Annotated in this window: 24 protein-coding genes; 4 read left to right on the top strand and 20 right to left on the bottom strand. The window is 39.6% G+C overall.

The features are described from left to right. Position 1: 1 nt before the first annotated feature. Positions 2–895 carry a site-specific tyrosine recombinase XerD gene (gene xerD / locus ACXVWP_RS04200; protein ID WP_049357954.1) on the top strand — a complete coding sequence of 298 codons (894 nt, stop codon included), beginning with the start codon at positions 2–4 and terminating at the stop codon, positions 893–895. A gap of 58 nt (positions 896–953) precedes the next feature. Here xerD and ACXVWP_RS04205 read toward each other — a convergent pair whose 3' ends face one another. The 9 genes from ACXVWP_RS04205 to epmB all read right to left on the bottom strand — a co-directional run bounded on the left by ACXVWP_RS04205 (position 954) and on the right by epmB (position 11,233). Beyond that, on the bottom strand, positions 954–2,084 hold the full coding sequence (locus ACXVWP_RS04205) for a glycerate kinase (RefSeq protein WP_289902196.1): 1,131 nt from the start codon (positions 2,082–2,084) through the stop codon (positions 954–956). A gap of 14 nt (positions 2,085–2,098) precedes the next feature. Further along, entirely contained in the window at positions 2,099–3,355 is a 1,257-nt protein-coding gene (locus ACXVWP_RS04210; protein ID WP_289902195.1) for a GntP family permease, read from the bottom strand. 114 nt (positions 3,356–3,469) lie between these two features. Then, complete coding sequence (locus ACXVWP_RS04215) at positions 3,470–3,826, bottom strand: diacylglycerol kinase (RefSeq protein ID WP_128786865.1); 357 nt, start codon at positions 3,824–3,826, stop codon at positions 3,470–3,472. Positions 3,827–3,846: 20 nt separating this feature from the next. Then, the gene (gene relA, locus ACXVWP_RS04220; protein WP_297568181.1) at positions 3,847–6,096 is read right to left on the bottom strand and encodes a GTP diphosphokinase; all 2,250 of its coding nucleotides are present in this window, start codon (positions 6,094–6,096) and stop codon (positions 3,847–3,849) included. Between the two features lie 102 nt (positions 6,097–6,198). Then, positions 6,199–7,509, bottom strand: coding sequence for a 23S rRNA (uracil(1939)-C(5))-methyltransferase RlmD (gene rlmD / locus ACXVWP_RS04225; protein ID WP_289902193.1), 1,311 nt, complete (start codon positions 7,507–7,509; stop codon positions 6,199–6,201). 36 nt (positions 7,510–7,545) lie between these two features. Next, complete coding sequence (recO, locus tag ACXVWP_RS04230; RefSeq protein WP_289902192.1) at positions 7,546–8,250, bottom strand: DNA repair protein RecO; 705 nt, start codon at positions 8,248–8,250, stop codon at positions 7,546–7,548. A gap of 32 nt (positions 8,251–8,282) precedes the next feature. Further along, entirely contained in the window at positions 8,283–8,663 is a 381-nt protein-coding gene (locus tag ACXVWP_RS04235; RefSeq protein ID WP_289902191.1) for an Opacity-associated protein OapB, read from the bottom strand. Positions 8,664–8,766: 103 nt separating this feature from the next. After that, positions 8,767–10,143 carry an opacity-associated protein OapA gene (gene oapA, locus ACXVWP_RS04240; RefSeq protein ID WP_297568185.1) on the bottom strand — a complete coding sequence of 459 codons (1,377 nt, stop codon included), beginning with the start codon at positions 10,141–10,143 and terminating at the stop codon, positions 8,767–8,769. Positions 10,144–10,216: 73 nt separating this feature from the next. Then, positions 10,217–11,233, bottom strand: coding sequence for an EF-P beta-lysylation protein EpmB (epmB, locus tag ACXVWP_RS04245; protein ID WP_289902240.1), 1,017 nt, complete (start codon positions 11,231–11,233; stop codon positions 10,217–10,219). 36 nt (positions 11,234–11,269) lie between these two features. Between epmB and efp the strand changes: the two genes are divergently transcribed. Continuing rightward, positions 11,270–11,836, top strand: a complete 567-nt coding sequence (gene efp, locus ACXVWP_RS04250; protein ID WP_049357938.1) for an elongation factor P — start codon at positions 11,270–11,272, stop codon at positions 11,834–11,836. 121 nt (positions 11,837–11,957) lie between these two features. Here efp and ACXVWP_RS04255 read toward each other — a convergent pair whose 3' ends face one another. The 8 genes from ACXVWP_RS04255 to rdgB form a co-directional block, all read right to left on the bottom strand. Continuing rightward, complete coding sequence (locus ACXVWP_RS04255) at positions 11,958–12,461, bottom strand: surface-adhesin E family protein (protein WP_128786861.1); 504 nt, start codon at positions 12,459–12,461, stop codon at positions 11,958–11,960. A gap of 54 nt (positions 12,462–12,515) precedes the next feature. Beyond that, positions 12,516–13,256 carry a pyruvate formate lyase 1-activating protein gene (pflA, locus tag ACXVWP_RS04260; protein WP_049357935.1) on the bottom strand — a complete coding sequence of 247 codons (741 nt, stop codon included), beginning with the start codon at positions 13,254–13,256 and terminating at the stop codon, positions 12,516–12,518. A gap of 116 nt (positions 13,257–13,372) precedes the next feature. After that, the gene (locus ACXVWP_RS04265) at positions 13,373–13,663 is read right to left on the bottom strand and encodes a putative quinol monooxygenase (RefSeq protein ID WP_128786860.1); all 291 of its coding nucleotides are present in this window, start codon (positions 13,661–13,663) and stop codon (positions 13,373–13,375) included. 82 nt (positions 13,664–13,745) lie between these two features. Further along, positions 13,746–16,058, bottom strand: a complete 2,313-nt coding sequence (pflB, locus tag ACXVWP_RS04270) for a formate C-acetyltransferase (RefSeq protein ID WP_172621991.1) — start codon at positions 16,056–16,058, stop codon at positions 13,746–13,748. A gap of 53 nt (positions 16,059–16,111) precedes the next feature. Then, on the bottom strand, positions 16,112–16,966 hold the full coding sequence (focA, locus tag ACXVWP_RS04275) for a formate transporter FocA (protein WP_289902190.1): 855 nt from the start codon (positions 16,964–16,966) through the stop codon (positions 16,112–16,114). A gap of 213 nt (positions 16,967–17,179) precedes the next feature. Then, positions 17,180–17,530 (bottom strand): helix-hairpin-helix domain-containing protein, encoded by a 351-nt coding sequence (locus tag ACXVWP_RS04280; protein ID WP_289902189.1) that lies wholly within the window; start codon positions 17,528–17,530, stop codon positions 17,180–17,182. 143 nt (positions 17,531–17,673) lie between these two features. Continuing rightward, on the bottom strand, positions 17,674–17,991 hold the full coding sequence (locus ACXVWP_RS04285) for a heavy metal-binding domain-containing protein (RefSeq protein WP_128786856.1): 318 nt from the start codon (positions 17,989–17,991) through the stop codon (positions 17,674–17,676). A gap of 38 nt (positions 17,992–18,029) precedes the next feature. Further along, positions 18,030–18,629 (bottom strand): RdgB/HAM1 family non-canonical purine NTP pyrophosphatase, encoded by a 600-nt coding sequence (rdgB, locus tag ACXVWP_RS04290; protein ID WP_049357925.1) that lies wholly within the window; start codon positions 18,627–18,629, stop codon positions 18,030–18,032. A gap of 131 nt (positions 18,630–18,760) precedes the next feature. On the opposite strand from rdgB, the gene copM reads away from it, so the two are divergent. Then, positions 18,761–19,132, top strand: a complete 372-nt coding sequence (gene copM / locus ACXVWP_RS04295) for a CopM family metallochaperone (protein ID WP_049357924.1) — start codon at positions 18,761–18,763, stop codon at positions 19,130–19,132. Between the two features lie 48 nt (positions 19,133–19,180). Here the strand turns inward: copM and ispH are convergent, their stop codons facing one another. From ispH to glmU, 3 genes are all read right to left on the bottom strand, one after another. Beyond that, a complete protein-coding gene (ispH, locus tag ACXVWP_RS04300; RefSeq protein ID WP_065244609.1) occupies positions 19,181–20,125 on the bottom strand; it encodes a 4-hydroxy-3-methylbut-2-enyl diphosphate reductase in 945 nt (314 codons plus the stop codon). After that, the gene (lspA, locus tag ACXVWP_RS04305) at positions 20,122–20,613 is read right to left on the bottom strand and encodes a signal peptidase II (RefSeq protein WP_289902188.1); all 492 of its coding nucleotides are present in this window, start codon (positions 20,611–20,613) and stop codon (positions 20,122–20,124) included. Before lspA ends, ispH begins: the two co-directional genes overlap by 4 nt. 116 nt (positions 20,614–20,729) lie before the next feature. Further along, positions 20,730–22,100 carry a bifunctional UDP-N-acetylglucosamine diphosphorylase/glucosamine-1-phosphate N-acetyltransferase GlmU gene (gene glmU, locus ACXVWP_RS04310; protein ID WP_065242722.1) on the bottom strand — a complete coding sequence of 457 codons (1,371 nt, stop codon included), beginning with the start codon at positions 22,098–22,100 and terminating at the stop codon, positions 20,730–20,732. A gap of 127 nt (positions 22,101–22,227) precedes the next feature. Here glmU and ACXVWP_RS04315 point away from each other — a divergent pair, with 127 nt between their 5' ends. After that, positions 22,228–22,977 (top strand): DeoR/GlpR family DNA-binding transcription regulator, encoded by a 750-nt coding sequence (locus tag ACXVWP_RS04315; protein ID WP_065242721.1) that lies wholly within the window; start codon positions 22,228–22,230, stop codon positions 22,975–22,977. Positions 22,978–23,069: the final 92 nt, after the last annotated feature.

Genomic DNA, 23,069 nt, shown 5'->3' on the forward strand with positions numbered 1-23,069 from the left:
CATGAATAATCTCACGCTAGTCGATTTATTCTTAAATGAATATTGGATCGAAAAAGGGTTGTCCGAAAACACTGTGCAGTCTTATCGTCTCGATTTGACCGCACTTTGTGATTGGTTAGATAAACAAAATTTATCCCTCGAAACCCTTGAACCATTAGATCTGCAACAATTTCTAGGCAGCCGTTTAGAGCAAGGTTACAAAGCTACCAGTACTGCACGAATGTTGAGTGCGATGCGAAAATTGTTTCAATATTTATATCGTGAGAAATATCGTACGGATGATCCAAGTGCCGTACTGAGTTCGCCTAAACTACCAAGCCGTTTGCCTAAGTATTTAACCGAGCAACAAGTCACAGATTTATTAAATACGCCAGATGTAGAAATTCCGCTCGAGTTACGCGATAAAGCCATGTTGGAATTGCTGTACGCCACAGGATTACGTGTCACGGAATTGGTCACGCTCACTATTGAGAATATGAACCTGCAACAAGGTGTCGTGCGAGTGATTGGTAAAGGTAACAAAGAACGCATTGTGCCAATGGGAGAAGAAGCCGCATTTTGGGTGCGACAATTCGTGCTTTACGGTCGTCCTATTTTGCTTAATGGACAAAGCTCTGATGTGGTCTTTCCAAGTCAACGAGCTCAGCAAATGACTCGCCAAACCTTTTGGCATCGTATAAAACATTATGCGGTGTTAGCGGAAATCGATACAGATGCCCTTTCACCACATGTTCTCCGTCATGCCTTTGCGACGCATTTAGTGAACCACGGTGCAGATCTCCGTGTTGTGCAAATGCTCCTCGGACACAGCGATCTCTCCACTACGCAAATCTATACTCATGTGGCTAAAGAACGCTTGAAACACCTTCATGAAAGATTTCATCCGAGAGGATAAGATCAAAAAGTGCGGTCAAATTTATTGTTATTTTTGATCGCACTTTAGTATGAAAAGCTTATTTCAATGACAACAATCTCGCCACATTTTGAGCTGTTGAGATTAAATTCTGCTCGCCCTGTTTGAGAATTGTCGGTAAATCATCCAGATTACGGATAATTGGGAACACCGCATCAATGCCATGTTCATACACCACTTCATAATCCTCACGTAAACAACCTACGATCGCGATGACTGGCTTATTAAATTGTTTTGCTGTGCGTGCCACACCAATTGGGGTCTTACCTAAAATACTTTGTGCATCCATACGGCCTTCACCGGTAATGACTAAATCAGCCTCTTTAACTTGCTCAGCAAGTTTCAAATTATCCAAGACAATCTGCACACCGGCTTTGAGCTGCACATTGGGTAAAAGCAATAAACCACCGCCCATACCACCTGCCGCCCCCGCGCCTGGTTGTTCTTGAATTTGTTTACCACAATCCCGCTCGGCAATTTTAGCAAAATGGGCTAATGCAGCATCGAGTTCTTTCACCATATCAGGCGTCGCACCTTTTTGTGGACCAAAAATCGCAGAGGCACCTCGTTCACCACAAAGTGGATTATTCACGTCACAAGCTACTTCAATTTCCACATGTTGCAATCGAGGATCTAAATCAGTCATTTGGATTTCAGCAAGATTGGATAACGCTGCACCACCAAAGCCAATGGATTGACCATTTTTATCCAATAAACGTAAGCCTAACGCTTGCAACATACCCGCGCCACCATCATTTGTAGCACTCCCGCCAATTCCTAAAATGATATGCTGTACGCCAAGATCAAGGGCTTGCTTAATTAGCTCACCCGTACCAAAACTGGTGGTTTGACAAGGATTTCGTTTATCTATCGGGACAAGATGCAATCCCGATGCGGCCGCCATTTCGATAATCGCTGTTTTACCATCACCCGATAAACCGAAAAAGCTTTTTACTTGATTGCCTAACGGTGCAGTGACTTCTGTTTCAATCAGGCGACCTTGAGTGGCATCCACTAAGGATTGCACGGTTCCCTCACCTCCATCTGCCATCGGTAATTTCACATATTCGGCATTCGGGAAAATTCGTTTAAAGCCCGTTTCAATTGCATTTGCCACTTCGAGCGCGGTTAAACTTTCTTTAAATGAATCAGGCGCAATCACAATTTTCATACACTCTCCTGACATCAATAAAACACTCCGAAAATGAGCGTAGAAACGACCGTCATAATCAAACCAATCGCGCTTTCATAAGGAATCAGTTTTAAGCGTTCTTTCATATTCATATTCACACTGCCGCCAGTCGCATGGAAGAAAGAACCGTGTGGCATATTGTCGAATACAATCGCTCCCGCATGGATCATGGCGGCGGCCGCAAGGCTGCTTACACCCAGTTCTAATAATGTTGAGCTGAATACATTGGATGCGACTGCCGTGCCTGCCGTCGTTGACGAAGTCGCAAGAGACATCAATACACCAGAAATCGGGGCGAGAATATAAGGAGGCAAACCAGAGTGTTTTAAGCCCTCGATTAGCACATCTTTCATACCCGAGTTACCAATAATGCCCGATAAAGCACCGGTACCGAGCAACATAATCGCCACAGGTGCCATTTTTCCTAAGCCACTAATCGCATAGCTATTTGCGTGGCGAAGTTTTCCCATACATAACGCACCAATTAAACCACCTAGTGGTAATGCAATGAGAGGATCGACTTTAATGTCCGCCAATGGACGTAGCGCCAGTAATAAGATGGCCACTAATGGCGCTACAAGTGCGGTCAAAAATGAGGGTAAATTTTGAGTATCAACGGCAACGCTCTCTTGTTCGGATACAAAAGAGCCTTTATTTTTTAAACGTTTCGCTAAGAAATAGGTTAAGGCTAACCCAAAGATCCCGGGGATAATCCCCGCTACCATTACCGACGTTAAAGGCAGATGAAAGGTATCTGCAGCAGCAATGGCATTGGGATTCGGTGACATCAAGTTTCCAGCTTTCCCCCCACCAATCATCGCTAATAAAACAGCTGATTTTGATAAATTGGTGCGACGAGCTAACGCGAGCGCAATCGGGGAAACGGTAATAACAGCCACATCAATAAACACACCTACAGCGGTTAAAATCAGTGTTGCTAAAGCTAAGGCCAATAACGCTCTTGCTTCACCAAGTTTATGTGTAATAGTTTCGGCAATCGTGCTGGCCGCCCCCGATTCAATGAGTACACCTGCTAGTACGCCCGCCGCTAAAATTCGCATAACGGCTGTCGTAATGCCCTTTGCCCCACCGATCATTAAGTTCACCGTTTCGGATAAATCTGCGCCTCCAATTAGTCCGCCTATCAAGGCCCCCGTCAACATGCCATAGACTGGTGAGACTTTTTTCAAAATAAGAAAAATGGCCACAATAAGCGCAACTAATGCACCGAAAGATGAAACTGTTGTCATAAATACCTACTTATATCCAATACCGCTGAGATATATAAATGTTTGTGTACATTATACAAAAACGGCTTATGTAAAACACATAAGCCGAAATTGTTACTGAAAATTGACCGCACTTTAGAAAAATAAAATACTTCCCCAAATAACGGCAACGATGCAAAGCGCAATGAATACCGCTGCTGAGCCTTGGTCTTTCGCTCTTCCTGAAAGCTCGTGGCGTTCTGTACCGATACGATCCACCACCGCTTCAACTGCACTATTTAACAGCTCCACTGCCATCACGAGTAAAACCGATGAAATCATCAGCGCGATTTCAATTTTAGTGTCACCTAACAAAAATGCGAGCGGAATCAGAATGCACGCAAGAAAACATTCGTGGCGAAATGCAGTTTCATTTTTGAATGCACTCTTTAAACCTTGTAAGGAATATTTTGTAGAGTTAATTAAATGGGTTAATCCCGTGGTTTTATACATAAAAGTTCCTATGTTGCAATCTATAAACGTTTTGCTTCGATAACGTCGTCTAACTTCGCTAATCTGGCCAGTATTTTACTTAAACTTTCGACATTTTTCAGTTCAATTTCCATATCCATCGTTGCTACTTGTTTTTTTGTATCGGCACGACTTGAAACACCTAGCACACTGACTTTTTCATTCGCCAATACAGTGGTAATATCACGTAATAAACCATTGCGATCACTCGCTATAATACGAATATTAATATGAAAACCTGCTGCATAATTATCTCCCCAAATAGCATCCACTACACGTTCAGGATGAACGACTTGTAATTCAAGGAATTGTTCACAATCGCTACGATGAATAGAGATCCCTCGCCCCACAGTAATATAGCCTGTAATTGCATCACCTGGAATAGGTTGACAACAACGCGCCATGTGATGCATCAAATTGCCTACACCTTCAACAATTACATAACTTTTATTCTGTTGTTGTTCTGCTTTCTGTTGTGCCTTTTGTTGTGCGGTATTCGCGCTTTTGCTCGCAACATGACGAAGAATCTCTTGATCAGCCTCTTCTGCCGTCACTTTAATCAGCCGACTTTGTAAGAAGTTCATCAACTGATTTAAACGAATATCTCCACTACCTATACCCGCATATAAATCTTCTAGATTTTTTAAGTTATAACGTGGTAAAGCAAGCTGTTCTACTTGTTTTAAGCTGATATTCAAACGAGCAAGTTCATTATCTAACAGCTCTTTACCCGCTGGAACATTTTTATCGCGATCTTGTTTTTTGAACCAGGCTTGAATTTTCGCACGTGCTTTTGACGTATGGGTAAAACCTAAGTTTGGATTCACCCAATCTCGGCTTGGATTTGGATTTTTCTGTGTGATGATATCCACTTGCTCACCCATCTGTAGGTGATAAGTGAATGGCACGATACGCCCCCCAACTTTCGCCCCAATACAACGATGACCAATTTCACTGTGGATCGCATAAGCAAAATCGAGAGGGGTTGATCCAGCGGGTAAATCAACCACTTCACCTTTTGGCGTAAACACATAGACTCGATCATCAAACACTTGGCTACGCAATTCGGCCATCACTTCGCCAGAATCTGTAATATCATCTTGCCATGCAAGTAATTTACGCAACCAAGTGATTTTTTCTTCATAAGCAGAAAGACTACCTGTCGTTCCCTCTTTGTATTTCCAGTGTGCTGCAACCCCAAGTTCCGCATCATCATGCATTTGTTGAGTACGAATTTGCACTTCAATCGGCTTGCCGCCTTTACCTAATACGACGGTATGAATAGATTGATAGCCATTCGGTTTTGGATTGGCGACATAGTCATCAAATTCTTTTGGTAAATGTTTGAAATGAGTGTGCACGATACCAAGCGCGGTATAACAATCCTGCAATTTTTGCACGATAATTCTGACCGCTCTTACATCATATAAACCACTGAATTCCAAATGTTTCTTTTGCATTTTTCGCCAAATACTATAAATATGTTTTGGACGACCGTAAACCTCAACCTGCTCGATATTTTCTTTTAAATAACCGGTTAATTCTGTTACAAAATCAGCAATATATTGCTCACGGTCTAAACGACGCTCGTGCAATAATTGAGCAATATTTCGATATTGTTCTGGATGTAAATAACGGAAGCAGTAATCTTCAAGCTCCCATTTTAATTGACCGATACCTAAACGATTTGCCAACGGGGCATAAATATTGGAACATTCTTTCGCTGCTAACACTTTTTCTTCTTCGTAAACATGATTTTCTGCATTACGAAGAAAGGTAATACGTTCAGCAAGTTTGATTATCACGCAACGAAAATCATCTACCATCGCAAGGAGCATTCGGCGCATATTATCTACTTGAGAGGCATTAGCAGAATGACTGGCGTTGAGCTGACGAATATTATCCATCTCTTCTACGCCTTTGAGTAGTTTAGTGATTTTTGGACCGAAATCTTCTTGAATTTGTTCCCAATCGACGAGTTGGTTGGCCACTAATGGAAATAGCATCGCAGTGAGCAAACTTTCACTGTCCATATTCATTTCATGCAGGATTTCCACCATCTCCACGCCGGATTGCAACGTAAGAATTGCATTTTTCATTTGAGCTGCGTGTTCAGCCATCTTAGCTTGAGCATAATACCAGGCATTAATTAGGGATTTTTCAGTTGAAGTTAGAAGTTTAAGGCTCGAACACCATTGTTCGATCACAAAATCTTGCGGATTTGATAAGTGAGAACCACGAACTGCAACCATAATACCCCCTTGTTGATGAATATGGCTCGGCGACATCCTGTCAACCGAGTTGTCTTTTTTAAGACAACAAAAAAGCCTGATTATTCTATCAGAATTTATAGCTTATTTAAGAAATAATGTCACCGACTCCAAATGGCTGGTATGGGGAAACATATCAATCATGGACGTTTTGATGATACGATACCCAAAAGATCGGAGAATTTCAGCATCTCGTACTAAAGTGGCGGGATTGCAAGATACGTAAAGAATGCTTTCTGCACCCAGTTCACATAACGCATTCAGTGCAAAAGCCGCACCACTGCGAGGCGGGTCGAGAAGAATTTTATTGAAATGTTGTTTTGCCCAAGGTTGTTCTGAAAAAGCTTGGTCTAAATCGGCTTGATAAAATTCAATATTATCGATGTGATTAAACTGTGCATTCGCTTGGGCTTTTTGCACCATATCAAAAACACCTTCAATTCCAACCGCACTTTTCACGCGTTTAGCTAAAGGCAACGTGAAATTGCCCATGCCGCAGAATAAATCTAAGACATGATCATCCTGATTCAAATCAAGCCAATCTAAAGCCGTCTCAACCATTTGTTGATTTAAGTGGGTATTCACTTGAATAAAATCGCGAACATCAAAAGATAAACGAATACCATTTAATGCATAATAAGGCATTTCACCATGCACAAGTTGAATACCTTGATCATCTTGCAGGAACAAATTGACGGCATTTATACGAGCAAACTCAAGCAACAAAGTGCGGTCAGTTTCAGCTAAATTTCCTTTGTAACGTAACAACATAGCTATGCCATTCTCAGCAGAAACCAATTCAATATGCCCTAATTGTTTCGGGGCTGAATATTGCGCCCAAAGTGCGGTCAATTTGGGGATAAGATCATTGATTGCTTGCTCTGCGACTAAGCATTGCTGAATGCTGACTAACTGATTGGAGTTTTTCTGACGAAATCCCATTTCAATGATTTTATTTTTCGCATTCCACAGTAAACTTAATCGTACTCGACGACGATAAGCCCATTGTTCGCCACAAATCATGGGCATTAATTGAATAGGCGCTGCTTGCAGTTTACTTAAACGAGAAAAAAGGGCTTTCTCTTTCGCTTTACGTTGCATTTCCACAGGAATATGCTGGCCTTGGCATCCACCACAACACCCATAATAACGACATTGTGGCTCAACACGCTGATTACTTTCTTGTAGCCATTTTTGTGCAGTCGCTAATCCATATTGACGTTTTTCATCGGTCACTACCGCTTCCACTTTTTCCGTTGGCAAGGCATTTTCAATGAACCAGGTTTTACCTTGAATTTTGGCGACACCTAGCCCTTGATAATCCAAATCCTGAATTTCTGCGACGATTCTTTGCGTGGTTTTCTGTTTTTTTTGTGGAGCGTAAAGTAAAGCCATGATGGTGTTTTAATCTATTTATATCAAAGAAAGAGATTATTTTAAATAAAGTACATTTTGCGTAAATAATTCTCGGCTTTTCAGCGGCTTATCACCTAAATAAGGTTTAAGCGCGATGCGGGTAAAACGCTTTGCCGCTTGCAAGACTGCCTCATCAGTAAATTCCAAACGCTCAAAGGCGAGTAAATCTCGACCATAAAAGGTCAAGTTATCTTTCACCAACGAAGCGATAAAACCCTTTTCCGCACGATATTGGTAAGTCATCGATTCATCCACAGGCAAACCCGAGCCAGCACAATGCAAAAAATCAATACCATAACCTAAGATTTTAAGTAGATGAAATTCAAATAGACGTAATGTAGGCTCAACCTGTGGTTGAGTGGCTAAGCCGGTTAAGCATTGCAGATAATGCTGAAAAAGCTGTAGATTGGCAGTTTCTGGCTCGATCACTCGCGTAATCAACTCATTTACATAAAACCCGCTGTATAGAGCCGTCTGTTGTAAAGGTAATGTAATCGCTGCCGGCTCAGCTTTGGTGAGTGTTTTTAATGCGCCTTTCCCCGCCCAACGTAAAAGCAATGGCGTAAAAGGCTGTAAAACAGATTTCCATGCAGAACGTTTCGCTCGAGCACCTTTTGCAATAACTGTCAAACGTCCTGTTTCCTCCGTAAATAAATCTACCAAAAGACTGGTTTCACTATAAGGACGACGATGTAGCACAAAGCCGCGTTGGAGATCCATAAAGAATGACTTACCTGATTTTAATTGATTTGTTATTTAACACAGCGTTCCGCAAGTACTTCGCCTACGCTAGTTTGTAATTGGCTGAAGTCATCACGTTCCTGCCAGTACCAACGAATATTCGCATAATTTCTACCTCGTTCCGAAATCACGCGCATTAGCTTTTCAGTTACACCATTAAAGGTTACTGTTACTTGACTTAATATTTTTTTACTCTTTTTTTTCTGTCTAATATGCATCACGCTCACTTCTTTATTTCCTTCACACAGATAAACTGTTACTAATCCCTTTTGAGATTTCTTATCAAGCGTTTGCACTTTCATTTTTTGTAAAGTTGGTTGATTTAAGACCATGTTTTGGGTACAAGCTGACAACCCAACTATGGTCAAAATTAAAATTAATTTTCTTAACATAAATATTATTTCCATAAAAATTTTTATCATTGTTCACTTCATAAAATGAACAGAGATAAACAATCTTATCTAGAAAAAAGGGCGATTGCTCGCCCATTAAAAATTATTTTTTATATTGATATGAACCATCAGATTGACGAATAAACTTACCGCCATTCGATAAACGAAGTTGATTCACTCGTCCTTGACTGTTCAATAAAACCTGTACTCTATCACCAGGTTTGAAACTGCTTAAGACATTACCTGCACCAGGTGCTTTAGTCATCGCATTTACATCAGCAATATTCAATTTATTATCACGGAATACTTGCATCAATGAAACCCCTTGCGGCACAGTTAATGTTTTAGTTGCGCCAGACAGCGGTGTTTTTTCTTCTGCTGGTCCAATTTTCACTCTATCACTTGTTGGTTTAGCCTCAACAATCTGAACATTCTTATTTTTCGTCACAACAGGTTTAGCCTCTTGAATTTTAGCTTGCTCTTTTCTTACCGTTTGAGTAGATGGAGCGCTCGCTTTGTCAGCTGATTTAAACTGTTTTTTCTCTTGAATAACTTGTGTCTGTTCACGACGTAGTTCTGCTTTATGTTCAACCGTTGCATTATTTTTTTCTACGGCTGGTTGTGCAGTTTTCACTGGCTCTTTAACTGGAGCTGGAGCAACAGTTGGTTGTGTAGGAGCTTCTGTTGCAGGTTGTTGAGCAACAGTTTGTTTTGCTGGTTCTGCAGTTTGAGGTTTAGTTGCATCTGCTTTGTCACCTACATATTGCATCGCTGGAGGCGTATCTGATTTAGCCTCATTTGCTGCTTGTTCTGTTGTTGCCGGAGCGGTTGTATTGTTGTTATCTAATACGGTTGTTTCAACCGGTTGAGATTGATCCAATGATTGAAACTGGACAGGGATTTCATTACCATTTTGTTGTTCAAAGCTCTCCACCGTATCGGAGTTTGGTTTCAACGCAAAGAAAATGATCAGTAATACCACTAAACCTAAAATAGCAATGAATAAACGGCGATGTTTTTCTGGTAACATTTGTAAAACTTTCCATTTTTCGGGAGATTTCAAACTCGTTGTGGCTGCCGGCGCAACGCTTTCAGCTTGAGTTGTCACTTCTGCCACAATCTCTTCTGCAGGAGCATTTTCAAAAATCACTTTTTCTTCCGCTACGTTTTCTACTTGAACATTTTCAATAGACTCTTGAGTTCTGAAAGCACTTGATGGTGCTGACTGTTCAGCATTTTCACTTTGAAATGCTTGAGCTGGTGAAAAATGTTCACTTGTTGTCGTGCCAAAAGTCGGCTCTCGACGAACATGAAATTGCGTATCTGGTTGTTCTTTTTTACCAAAAAGGCCTTTGGCTTTATCAAAAATTGAGTCACTTGATTGAACCCGTTTTCTTAGTGTAATAGCGTCAGAATGATTAAGTCCTAAATCTAATTCATTTTGAGATGAATTGTCATCAGATTGATTTTGCTTATCCACGATGTTACCTCGATTTGCTAAACTAAAGATCACACAAAAGTGCGGTGAAAAACTAAGCCCATTTTATCGGATCTTAAGATGTGTATAAAGTTTTATTTGGTTCCCCTCCGATTTCTCTCGCTAATTTGGGCACTAAATAACCTGAGGTGAGTGTCTGTAATTCTTTGTAAATTTGTAACGCTTTCTCATCTGAAATATAGAAATGGCTTGCGCCCTGCACTTTATCCAACAAATGCAAGTAATAAGGCAGAATTCCCGCTTGAAACAACTTATCGCTCAATGCTTTTAATGTATGTGGGTTATCATTCACCTCCTTTAAAAGGACTGATTGATTGAGTAACGTGACCTTAGCGCCTACCAGTTTTTGCATCGCCAAAGCGAGTTCTTCATCAATTTCATTTGGGTGATTGATATGCGTCACAAACACTGTTTGTAATGGGCTTTTTAGCAATAAATCACAAAATTCATCCGTAATACGTTCTGGAATTACGACAGGTAAACGAGAGTGAATACGCAAACGTTGTAAGTGCGGTATCTTTTTAAGGTGTTCTAATAGCCATGCCCATTCACTATCCTTCGCCATCATCGGATCACCACCTGAGAAAATGACTTCTTCAATTTCAGGATGTGCAGCAATATAGTCTATTGCTTGCTGCCAACTCGTTTTATTGCCTGGATTTTGGTCATAAGGAAAATGACGACGGAAGCAATAACGGCAATTGACTGCACAGCCTCCTTTTGTCATGAACAGCAAGCGATTTTGATATTTATGCAGAATATTAGGTACCGCATTTTTTTGCTGCTCATCTAAAGGATCTTGGCTAAAACCTTCGGCCTCAATAAATTCTTGTTGAGCCGTCATTACCTGTAAAAAAAGTGGGTCTTTAGGATTCCCTTTTTCCATTTTTTCAACAAAAGGTAAAGGTACTCGCATAGCAAAAAGTTTACGAGCGACGATGTCCTCGGCAAAATCTTCAACAGACAAATTTAAGGTTTTTAGCAAGATTTTCGGATCAGAAATCGCATTTTTTAGGGTTTCTAACCAATTTTGTTCTTCTCTAATCGCAATATTTCGGGTTAAAATACGCACTTTCAAACAATCTCTATTTTTTAGGATATTTTTAATATGGCTACATATACTACCAGTGATTTCAAACCAGGTCTAAAATTTATGCAAGACGGTGAGCCTTGTGTGATCGTTGAAAACGAATTCGTTAAACCAGGTAAAGGCCAAGCTTTTACTCGTACTCGTATTCGTAAATTAATTTCAGGCAAAGTATTAGACGTAAACTTCAAATCTGGTACTTCGGTTGAAGCTGCTGATGTTATGGATCTTAACCTCACTTATTCATACAAAGATGATGCATTCTGGTATTTCATGCACCCAGAAACATTCGAACAATACTCTGCTGATGCAAAAGCAGTAGGTGATTCAGAAAAATGGTTGTTAGATCAAGCAGATTGTATCGTGACTTTATGGAATGGTGCACCAATCAGCATCACACCACCAAACTTCGTAGAATTAGAAATCATCGATACTGATCCGGGCCTTAAAGGTGATACAGCCGGTACAGGCGGTAAACCAGCAACATTAAGCACTGGCGCTGTAGTGAAAGTACCTCTTTTCGTTCAAATCGGCGAAGTGATTAAAGTCGATACTCGTTCAGGCGAATACGTTTCTCGTGTGAAATAATCTTTTATAATGAGATAAAAAGAGCGGTCAATATTTGATGAATATTGGCCGTTTTTTATTGCTTGCTCATTAGTTTTATAGATATAAAAAATGCGGTTATTTCTAACCGCACTTTGATTGATTATTTTGCTTTTGAGCCTTCTAACTCTAAAGAAGGTTTTCTATCTGAGTTCACACAAATGATTTGTGCGGCAGCATAGAGCGTTGTATTCGGCTTTAAACTAATGGTGTATTTCTCTTGTTTTTTCGGTGCTGCACGTAAACCTTCGCCCCAGAAATCATCATAAAAATCGGTACGAACTTGGGTTAAATGGTAGTTCTTACAGTTTAAGATTTTATATTGGCGAACAGAACGTGCATAACGTCTAGTTTCGTTTGGATACACATATAAACCTTTATCCAAATTTACGACTGCATCAAAATGCACTTGGTTTAAATCTTGGTTATCGACCCAAATAGAATCAGCATCAATATAGTAATTTTTATCTTTTACCAATCGAACATAACCCACTCTATCTTTAGAAGGTGGGCTTAGTTTCACCTCTTCTTGAGAAAGTGTCGGTTGGACAGCTGAACAGCCTGCTAAAAGGGCTATACCTAAAAACGTTAATGCTAATTTTTTCATTTTTCTCTCCTTAAAGCTTACTGAAGCTTGCTGTTTACCATTTCATACTATCGCTTAATATTTTACGGTGTGTCCGTATCCCTCTAAGATATTTTTAATATGCTCAAGCGACTCTTTTGTCGGTGGCAATACATCTTCGAGTTCATAGTCAAACCCAAGGGTTTTCCATTTGTGGGCACCTAATCGATGATAAGGTAGAAGTTCGACTTTTTCAATATTGGTCATACCTTCAATAAACTGTCCGAGCAGATGAACATCATGATCGTTATCGGTATAGCCTGGAACTACTACATAACGAATCCAGGTACGCTGATTACGTTTTTGCAAATATTTCGCAAATTCCAGCGTCCGTTTATTCGGTACGCCGATCAAATTCTGGTGTACTTTGTCGTTCAGTTCTTTTAAATCAAGCAAAACGAGATCAGTTACATCGAGTAGTTCATCAATAATATGGTCATAATGACGTACAAACCCATTAGTATCTAAACAAGTATTAATCCCTTCTGCTTTACAAGCTCGGAACCAGTCACGCACAAATTCTGCTTGAAGAATTGCCTCACCACCTGATGCTGTCACACCACCACCAGTTGCATTCATAAAATGGCGATAGCTCACGACTTCTTTCATGAGTTCTTCCACACTGATTTCGCGCCCACCATCAAGATCCCAAGTATCACGGTTATGGCAATATTTGCAACGCATTAAACAGCCTTGCATAAATAAAATAAAACGAATACCGGGGCCATCCACGGTTCCACAGGATTCAAAGGAGTGAATTCTTCCTAGCACAGACATACATAAATTTCCAAAAAATTAATCTAGCTAAATTTTACCAAAAATATCATCTATAAAAAATGAGCCTGACTTAAAATCAGGCTCATAATTAAAATATATTTATCAAAGTGCGGTCATTATTCGCTAACTTTTTGAAAGGTTTGCACCACTGGCGCTTGTTCACAATACTCGACCAATACAGGTACAATTGAGGTAAAGTGTGACGTTGCAAAATGTTGTTCTAAATCGGCTTTGCTTTTCCATTGCTCAATAAAAACATAATGATTAGCCTGCTCACTATTTTGTTGTAATTCATAAGATACGCATCCTGTTTCTTGACGAGTATGCTTAATTAATTCTTTGCATTGAGTTAGAAAATCATTAATTTTGTCTGCTTTTACTGAAAATTGGGCAATAACTGTTAGCATAATTTGCTCTCCTATATATAAAAATAAACCACTCACAAAACTAGTCTGTGAGTGGTTTATATTAAAACATAATATTATTTACTTAGAAAGACTCAGTAAATGTACGAGTTACGACGTCTTGTTGTTGCTCTTTAGTTAAAGAGTTGAAACGTACTGCGTAACCAGATACACGGATAGTCAATTGTGGATATTTATCCGGATTTTCCATTGCATCTAACAACATTTCACGGTTTAACACGTTCACATTTAAGTGTTGGCCACCTTCAACTGTTGCTTCGTGGTGGAAGTAACCATCCATTAAGCCAGCAAGATTACGACGTTGTGCTTCTGCATCTTTACCTAACGCATTTGGTACGATTGAGAAGGTATAAGAAATACCATCTTTCGCGTAAGCAAATGGAAGTTTAGCTACAGAAGTTAATGATGCTACCGCACCTTTTTGGTCACGACCGTGCATTGGGTTTGCTCCTGGTCCGAATGGTGCACCAGCACGACGACCATCTGGAGTATTACCCGTTTTCTTACCATAAACCACGTTAGAAGTAATGGTTAATACAGATTGTGTAGGCACTGCATTGCGGTAAGTTTTAAGTTTTTGAATTTTCTTCATGAAACGTTCAACTAAGTCACAAGCGATGTCATCAACACGGTTATCGTTGTTACCATATTGTGGATATTCACCTTCGATTTCAAAGTCGATTGCTACGTTACTTGCTACAACATTGCCATCTTTATCTTTGATGTCACCACGAACCGGTTTAACTTTCGCATATTTAATTGCTGAAAGTGAGTCTGCCGCAACAGAAAGACCAGCAATACCACAAGCCATGGTACGGTATACATCACGATCATGTAATGCCATTAATGCTGCTTCGTATGAATATTTATCGTGCATATAGTGGATTACGTTTAATGCAGTCACATATTGTTTTGCCAACCAATCCATAAAGCTATCCATACGAGTCATTACTGTATCAAAATCTAACACTTCATCAGTAATTGGTGCTGTTTTCGGACCTACTTGCATACCTAATTTTTCATCGATACCGCCGTTGATTGCGTATAACAATGTTTTCGCTAAGTTTGCACGTGCACCGAAGAATTGCATTTGTTTACCCACAACCATTGGTGATACACAACATGCGATTGCGTAGTCATCATTGTTGAAGTCTGGACGCATTAAATCATCATTTTCGTATTGAACTGATGAGGTATCAATCGATACTTTCGCACAGAAACGTTTGAAGTTTTCAGGTAATTGTTCAGACCAAAGGATAGTTAAGTTTGGTTCTGGAGAAGTACCCATGTTGTAAAGGGTGTGTAAAATACGGAATGTATTTTTGGTTACTAATGTACGACCGTCTAACCCCATACCTGCGATGGTTTCAGTTGCCCACATTGGGTCGCCTGAGAATAATTGATCGTATTCAGGTGTACGTAAGAAACGAACCATACGGAGTTTCATAACTAAGTGGTCAACTAATTCTTGCGCTTCAGTTTCAGTAATTTTACCTGCTTGTAAATCACGTTCGATATAGATATCGATAAAGGTTGCAGTACGACCGAATGACATCGCTGCACCGTTTTGTGATTTGATTGCAGCAAGATAAGCAAAGTACATCCATTGAATGGCTTCTTTAGCATTAGTTGCAGGGTTAGAAATATCATAACCGTAGCTTGCCGCCATTTGTTTCATTTGACCTAATGCACGGTGTTGTTCTGCGATTTCTTCACGTAAACGAATAGTTGCTTCAAGATTTACGCCATCTTCTAAGTCTTTTTGTAAAGAAGAGAACTGTGCGTATTTATCTTTCATTAAGAAGTCAACACCATAAAGTGCGACACGACGGTAGTCACCAATGATACGACCACGGCCGTAAGCATCTGGAAGACCAGTTAATACACCCGATTTACGACAACGTAAAATGTCTGGCGTATAAACATCAAATACACCTTGGTTGTGGGTTTTACGATATTCAGTAAAGATTTTTTTCACTTCAGGATCTAATTCACGACCGTAAATTTTGCATGATCCTTCCACCATTTTAATGCCACCAAATGGCATAATGGCACGTTTTAATGGCGCATCTGTTTGAAGACCAACTATTTTTTCTAAATCTTTATTGATATAGCCTGGCGCGTGAGAAATAATCGTTGAAGGCGTATGTTCGTCAAAGTCTAATGGCGCGTGAGTGCGGTTTTCAACTTTGATCCCTTCCATTACGGTTTCCCAAAGTTTTGTTGTCGCTTCGGTTGGACCAGCTAAGAAAGAATCATCACCTTCATACGGGGTGTAGTTTTTCTGAATAAAATCACGCACGTTGACGTTTTCTTGCCAATCACCGGCAACGAACCCTGTCCACGCCACTTTTTGTGCTTCATTAAGTTCTGACATAGTCATTTCCTTTTTTAATTGATAAAAAATAAGTCTGTTAGTTCGTTAGTACATTAGTGAGCTTTAGTTAAATAACGTTGGAATAAGCCGATACAAACTGCGCCGCCCACAATGTTGCCCAACGTTACGGGAATTAAATTCTTCACAATGAAATGATAAAGATCTAAGTCTGCATATTTCATTGGATCCACACCAATTTGTTGCCAAAATTCTGGTGTACTAAAATGAGCTGTGATAATGCCTAGTGGAATCATAAACATATTTGCCACACAGTGTTCAAAACCTGATGCGACAAATAAACCAATCGGCATGATCATAATAAATGCTTTGTCTGTAACAGTTTTACCGGAATAAGACATCCATACCGCTACACACACCATAATGTTACATAAAATACCAAGGTTAAATGCTTCAAACCAAGTATGATGAATCTTATGTTGAGCGGTTGCCAAAATGGTTAAACCCCATTGACCATTTGCTGCCATGGTTTGTCCTCCAAACCAAATCACCGCAGCAATAAATAAACCGCCTATGAAGTTGCCCAAATATACTACAATCCAATTTCGAATCATTTGGGTTGTGGTTATTTTTCCGCCTACACGGGCAACTAAGGTTAAAGTAGAAGAGGTGAATAATTCTGAACCTAAAATCACCACCATAATTACGCCCAAGGAGAAGACTAATCCACCAACTAATTTGGTTAATCCCCAAGGCGCACCAGCGCTCGCTGTTTGAGTTGTCGTATAAAATACAAAGGCTAATGCAATACAAGCCCCAGCACTAATACCAGACATGAATGATAAAAATGGACGTTTTTGCGCTTTATACGCAGCGATGTTTTCAGCATAATCCGTTGCTTCAACTGATGTGAGAGCAACAGAAGATTGATTTAAATTTTCTGATGCCATATCTGACTCCAAATAATTAATTTATTCTTTTTATACTTCAACATAGGTATTTTTATACCTATTGGTATTCTACTCTCTTAAAAAACCTTTGCAAGAAATCCCCCATTTATTTCAAAAAAATTTGATATTTTGCAAGTTTTGGTAAATTTTCTACTCAAATACAAAAAAAAGCGAGATATCTCTATCCCGCTTTTTATATATAAATAACAGAGATTAAAACACGATGCGATCGCGATTTTTCTCTAAGGTTGCTTTACCTATGCCTTGTACTTCAAGCAATTGTTCTGCCATAGTGAAATTACCGTGCTTTTCACGATACTGTACAATGGCTTCCGCCTTTTTCGCACCAATACCAATTAGCGCTTTTTGAATTTCTGATGCGCTGGCGGTATTGATATTTAATTTATCACTCACTGCTTGTTGTGTCGTTTGTGATGCAGTTTGTTGCTGAACTTGCGCTTGAGGTAGAGCCTGTTCAGCCACTTGTTCTTCTGCAAACACTTGCGAGCTCAACATTGTGGTTGCAACAAATAATGAACTAAATAAATGTTTCATCAATTTCATAAAAATGCCCTTTATTAATAAAAAGTACCGTTGATTTATATCAACAGCGACATTTTTAAGAAAGACCAAAAACACGCAAGAAATTGACCGCACTTTTGCGATCATGATCGCAAAAATTACATTTAAGTAAATGAAAAACGACCTTAGCGCACCACCACTGCCGTGCCACTTGCAATCACCATAAACATGCTTTTCGTGCCTACCGTTGTGTAATTAACCTCTACGCCAACAATGGCATTAGCACCCAAGGCATTTGCTTTTTCTTCAAGTTCTTTCAACGCATCTTGACGCGCGCGACTAATACGACGCTCATAAACACTAGAACGCCCACCAATCACATCTGTGATGCCAGCAAAAAAATCACGCATGAAGTTTGCCCCCGCAATCACCTCACCAAAGACGACTTGTTTGTATTCTACGATTTGTTTCCCTTCAACACTAGGGGTTGTTGTCACAATCATTTTGTATCCTTAAATTCTCGTTAAAAATTAACCGCACTTTAGACGCTTAATTTTGATTTTAAAATGGCTAATGCCTTAGCACGATGAGAAATTTTCTTTTTCTCTACGGTTTCTAATTCTGCAAAAGTACAACCTTTTTCAGGGCTAAAAAAGAGCGAATCGTAACCAAAGCCGTTTTCACCTCGTTCTTCATAAATGATATTCCCTTCACATTCACCTTGAGCAATGATCGGAGAAGGATCACTTGGGTATTGTAATAACACAATCGTACTCACAAATTTTGCTTGGCGACGTTCAGTTGGTACATCAGCTAATTCTGCCAGTAATTTTTCACGATTTTTCGCATCGGCTTCCTCACCATCTACACCCGCATAGCGTGCAGAATACAATCCTGGCGCACCATTTAACACATCCACCACAAGACCGGAATCATCTGCAATAGCCGGTAAACCTGATTTTTCAGATGCATAACGCGCTTTCAGGATCGCATTTTCGACAAACGTTAAGCCAGTTTCCTCTGGGCTTTCGATGCCTAAATCCGTTTGAGCAATCACTTCAAAACCGAAATCGGCTAATACGTCTGCCATTTCTTTTACTTTGCCTTTATTGCCCGTGGCAAGCACAATTTTTTGCTTCATGATTCTGTTCCTCATATCAAATATTGTCTTATTCTAGCACCTCACCAAAAATTTTCGGAATAAATATTGACTTTAACCTTAGGTCAAAGTTTATGATTGGTGCTCATTCAGTTATCACATAGGAGAAAAACATGAAAAAACTTATGACTTTTATCACACTTAGCGCTGCTGCAGTTTCAATTTATGCCCAAGCTAATGAACAACCGCATCAAGCACACATGAATATGCCAATGTCGACAGATTCTGCAATGCAACAAGAATTAATGCAAGGTATGAGTCAAATGCATCAAGACATGATGGCAGCTGCGCAATATAAAGATCCTGATGTTGCTTTTGCAGCAGGTATGTTGCCACACCATATTGGCGCAGTAAAAATGGCAGAAGTTGAATTAAAATACGGAAAAGATCCTGAGATGCGTAAGCTTGCTGAGAATATTATTAACGCTCAACAGGCAGAAATTGAACAAATGCAAAAATGGCTTAAAGTGCACAATAAAAAATAAAATAACACCAAAAAAGTGCGGTAAATTAACCGCACTTTTTTAATAGAATTAGTTTACTTCTTTTATTCGTAGCTCTTTTGGCACTTCAAAGAACATATTTTCTTCTAAGCCTTGAAGCTCTTCAATGCTATCCGCACCAAATTCTTTTAATCGAGCAATCACAGATTGCACCAACTCTTCGGGTGCTGAGGCCCCTGCTGTTACGCCAATTGTTTCAACGCCTTCAAACCAATCTGCTGTCACATCATTTGGATCATCAATCAATTTTGATTTCACACCCATACGCGATGCCAACTCAGCTAAACGATTAGAATTCGATGAGTTTTTAGAGCCTACAACGACCACTAAATCACATTGTTTCGCTAATTCACGCACTGCTTCTTGGCGATTGGTTGTCGCATAGCAAATATCGTTTTTATGTGGGCCTTGAATAGCTGGATATTTGTCTTTCAATGCACTGATAGTTTCCGCCGTATCATCAAGAGAAAGCGTAGTTTGTGTCATAAAGGTTAAATCATCATTTTCTTGAACCGGCAAACGAGCAATATCTTCCACGCTTTCAATTAAGAAAATACCACCTTCCTCGTTGTTGTACTGTCCCATTGTGCCTTCCACTTCGGGATGGCCTTTGTGTCCGATCAAAATCGCTTTCGTCCCTTTACGGCTCGCACGAGCCACTTGCATATGTACTTTGGTTACCAACGGACAAGTTGCATCAAATACTTTTAACTGACGATCTTTCGCTTCCTGACGAACAGCTTGTGACACGCCATGAGCAGAGAAAATCACAATGGCGCCATCTGGCACTTCGCTCAGTTCTTCTACAAAAATCGCCCCACGCTCACGCAAACCATTCACCACAAAACGGTTATGCACCACTTCATGACGTACATAAATTGGTGCACCATGAATTTCAAGTGCTAATTCAACAATGCTAATGGCTCGATCGACACCCGCGCAAAATCCGCGAGGGTTAGCTAAAATTATCTTCATTTTTGACCGCTCTTTTTATCACCTTTAAAGGCATCTAATGCTAATAAACCCGCACCAATACAAATCGCAATATCTGCCACATTGAATACCGGATAATGATAAATATCCCAATAAAAATCTAAGAAATCCACCACAAAACCGTTATACGCACGGTCCACCATATTGGCTAATGCGCCACCGATAATCAGTGCATAAGCTGAATTTTGTAATTTTTGCTCTGCCGAATTCTTTTTCATAAAGTAAGCCAGCATTAAAGAAATCCCAATCGCAAGCACAATAAAGAAATATTTCTGCCAACCATCATGCTCAGCTAAAAAACTAAACGCTGCGCCATAGTTACGCACATAGGTTAAATTAAAAATGGGTAATAGGTTCACACTTTCATATAAATCAAAGCGCTGTACCACAATATATTTGGTCAGTAAATCAAGGATAAAAGCGACCGCACTTAGCCAAAGGAATGAAAGTCCTGTTTTATTTTTTGTCATAGGAAATTATCTGTCTTTATAAATGGACGATGATTTTAGCAACTCGAACAACCTTTATAAAGTAAAAGGCATCAAATCATAAAAGGCGAACACATTGGTTCGCCTTGCAATGTTAATTACTTTTTCTTCACCGGTCTTTGCCAACCTTGAATATGACGTTGTGGCACACGAGTGATCACCAGCTCATCTCTCTCAATATTTTGAGTGATCGTTGAACCAGCTCCAATGGTTGCACCATCTGCCACAGTAACTGGCGCGACTAATTGTGTATCCGATCCAACAAATACATTGTTACCAATGATTGTTTTAAATTTATTTGCACCGTCATAGTTACAAGTAATGACACCTGCACCAATGTTACAGTTCTCTCCGATTTCGGTATCACCTACATAAGTGAGATGATTTACTTTAGAACCTTTACCTACTGTAGATTTTTTAATTTCCACGAAGTTGCCCACATGGGTTTCAGCCGCTAATTCAGCACCTGGACGTAAACGAGAGAATGGGCCAATCGCCGCTTTCTCACCAATTGTTGCATCTTCTAAAACAGAATAAGGCTTGATCTCAACATCATCACCAATAGTCACGTTTTTCAATACACAACCAGCGCCAATTTTCACACGATCGCCCAAGCGCACATTACCTTCCACAATCACGTTCACATCAATTTCAACATCTTTACCGTGCTCTAATGTGCCGCGTAAATCAAAACGTTCAAGGTCAATCAACATCACACCTGCAAGTAAAAGTTTTTCTGCTTGTTTACGTTGATAATAGCGTTCCATTTTGGCTAATTGTAGGCGATTATTTACCCCTTCAACTTCCATAAAATCAGTTGCTTGCACAGCTACAATCGGACAACCATCTTGATGAGCTAAGCCAATTACATCAGTAATATAAAACTCGCCTTGTGCATTATTATTATCTAAACGCGCTAACCATTTTTTGAAACTTGCACCATCTGAAACTAACACACCTGTATTAATCTCTTGAATTTTAAGCTGCTCAGGCGTTGCATCTTTTTGTTCAACAATCCCTACAACTTTGCCATTTTCACGTACGATTCGACCATAACCTGTTGGGTTATCTAATACGACGGTTAACACTGCGATACCATTTTCAGGTTTCGCATCGATTAATTTTTGCAATGTTTCCGGTGTGATCATTGGGCCATCGCCATACACCATTAAAACATTTTCATCATCACGGAAAAAAGGCATTGCTTGTTGCATAGCATGTCCTGTACCCAATTGTTCCGCTTGGAATACCCAGTTCACACTTTCATTTGCCAAACGCTCACGCATTAATTCGCCACCGTGACCATAAATCAAATGCACATTTTCTGCACCTAATTGATTCGCTGTATCGATCACATGTTTTACCATTGGTTTTCCTGCCACTTTATGTAAGACTTTTGGTAAATCAGAATACATACGAGTGCCTTTACCGGCTGCTAAAATCACAACACTTAATGCTTTATTTGTCATAAATTCTTCTCTTCTTGATAAAAAATTTTTGGGCGTATTCTATCGTAGAAAGGGTTGAATGATAAGTTGTTTATCTTTTTAAGAAAATCCTATAATAGAAAAAACTTTTCAACCCATAGAGGTACGCATGCGTAATCGAGACGAAATCATCTTACAACTACTAAATCACCAAGGGAAAGTTAGTGTGCAAGAACTTGCCCAGCAATGCGAAATGTCAGTAGAGACCATTCGTAGAGATCTTAATCGATTAGAAAAAAAAGGTTTACTCTATCGCATTCATGGTGGCGCTGTTAGCGGAAAAACGAATGATATAGGATCTTTTTTTCAAATACGACAACATATCAATGCTGCAGCCAAAAGACATATTGCCCAAAATGCCCTTGAATTACTTTATGAAAATGCTGTGATTGGCCTCGATGCAAGCTCCACCAGTTGGTACTTTGCATATCTCATGCCTGATATCCCCTGCACGGTTGTGACAAACTCAATTTTTAACATCAATGCTCTCGTAAATAAGCCCAATATCAAAACAATAGTGACTGGTGGAGTTTACTCTCCAAAATATGAAGCTTTCTATGGGCCTTTATCCGAATATTTATTACAGCGCTTACATATCAATTTTTCTATTCTTTCCTGCTCAGGCATTGATAACGAAGGTAATATTTGGGAATCAAACGAACTCAATGCCTCACTAAAACGAAAAATGATGGAAGCATCAGAAAAATGCTATTTACTTGCAGATCAGTCAAAATTTGAGAAAAAAAGCCTCATACAATTAAGCGAGCTAAATAAAATGGATACCATTTTTACGGATTCCCCCCTTTCGCCACTCTTACAACAATATTGTGATAAAACAGATACAATGACTGTTTTATAGATAAATATGCCCGAATTGACTGTTTTTAGGATAAAAATAAGAAAATCGGGCATCTACTTTATAAAAAAAATAATTCTTTTGTGTGATCTCTT

Source organism: Haemophilus sp. SZY H56 (assembly GCF_054332415.1).

Excerpts from the sequence above, each read along its gene's own strand:
- ACXVWP_RS04205 (WP_289902196.1), bottom strand. The coding sequence starts at position 2,084 with ATGAAAATTGTGATTGCGCCTGATTCATTTAAAGAAAGTTTAACCGCG.
- pflB (WP_172621991.1), bottom strand. The coding sequence starts at position 16,058 with ATGTCAGAACTTAATGAAGCACAAAAAGTGGCGTGGACAGGGTTCGTT.
- ACXVWP_RS04265 (WP_128786860.1), bottom strand. The coding sequence starts at position 13,663 with ATGCTAACAGTTATTGCCCAATTTTCAGTAAAAGCAGACAAAATTAAT.
- ACXVWP_RS04210 (WP_289902195.1), bottom strand. The coding sequence starts at position 3,355 with ATGACAACAGTTTCATCTTTCGGTGCATTAGTTGCGCTTATTGTGGCC.
- ispH (WP_065244609.1), bottom strand. The coding sequence starts at position 20,125 with ATGAAGATAATTTTAGCTAACCCTCGCGGATTTTGCGCGGGTGTCGAT.
- ACXVWP_RS04285 (WP_128786856.1), bottom strand. The coding sequence starts at position 17,991 with ATGATTGTGACAACAACCCCTAGTGTTGAAGGGAAACAAATCGTAGAA.
- ACXVWP_RS04215 (WP_128786865.1), bottom strand. The coding sequence starts at position 3,826 with ATGTATAAAACCACGGGATTAACCCATTTAATTAACTCTACAAAATAT.
- ACXVWP_RS04255 (WP_128786861.1), bottom strand. The coding sequence starts at position 12,461 with ATGAAAAAATTAGCATTAACGTTTTTAGGTATAGCCCTTTTAGCAGGC.
- ACXVWP_RS04315 (WP_065242721.1), top strand. The coding sequence starts at position 22,228 with ATGCGTAATCGAGACGAAATCATCTTACAACTACTAAATCACCAAGGG.
- pflA (WP_049357935.1), bottom strand. The coding sequence starts at position 13,256 with ATGTCTGTGCTAGGAAGAATTCACTCCTTTGAATCCTGTGGAACCGTG.
- efp (WP_049357938.1), top strand. The coding sequence starts at position 11,270 with ATGGCTACATATACTACCAGTGATTTCAAACCAGGTCTAAAATTTATG.
- ACXVWP_RS04235 (WP_289902191.1), bottom strand. The coding sequence starts at position 8,663 with ATGTTAAGAAAATTAATTTTAATTTTGACCATAGTTGGGTTGTCAGCT.
- lspA (WP_289902188.1), bottom strand. The coding sequence starts at position 20,613 with ATGACAAAAAATAAAACAGGACTTTCATTCCTTTGGCTAAGTGCGGTC.
- copM (WP_049357924.1), top strand. The coding sequence starts at position 18,761 with ATGAAAAAACTTATGACTTTTATCACACTTAGCGCTGCTGCAGTTTCA.
- rlmD (WP_289902193.1), bottom strand. The coding sequence starts at position 7,509 with ATGGCTTTACTTTACGCTCCACAAAAAAAACAGAAAACCACGCAAAGA.
- ACXVWP_RS04280 (WP_289902189.1), bottom strand. The coding sequence starts at position 17,530 with ATGAAATTGATGAAACATTTATTTAGTTCATTATTTGTTGCAACCACA.
- recO (WP_289902192.1), bottom strand. The coding sequence starts at position 8,250 with ATGGATCTCCAACGCGGCTTTGTGCTACATCGTCGTCCTTATAGTGAA.
- xerD (WP_049357954.1), top strand. The coding sequence starts at position 2 with ATGAATAATCTCACGCTAGTCGATTTATTCTTAAATGAATATTGGATC.
- relA (WP_297568181.1), bottom strand. The coding sequence starts at position 6,096 with ATGGTTGCAGTTCGTGGTTCTCACTTATCAAATCCGCAAGATTTTGTG.
- focA (WP_289902190.1), bottom strand. The coding sequence starts at position 16,966 with ATGGCATCAGAAAATTTAAATCAATCTTCTGTTGCTCTCACATCAGTT.
- rdgB (WP_049357925.1), bottom strand. The coding sequence starts at position 18,629 with ATGAAGCAAAAAATTGTGCTTGCCACGGGCAATAAAGGCAAAGTAAAA.
- glmU (WP_065242722.1), bottom strand. The coding sequence starts at position 22,100 with ATGACAAATAAAGCATTAAGTGTTGTGATTTTAGCAGCCGGTAAAGGC.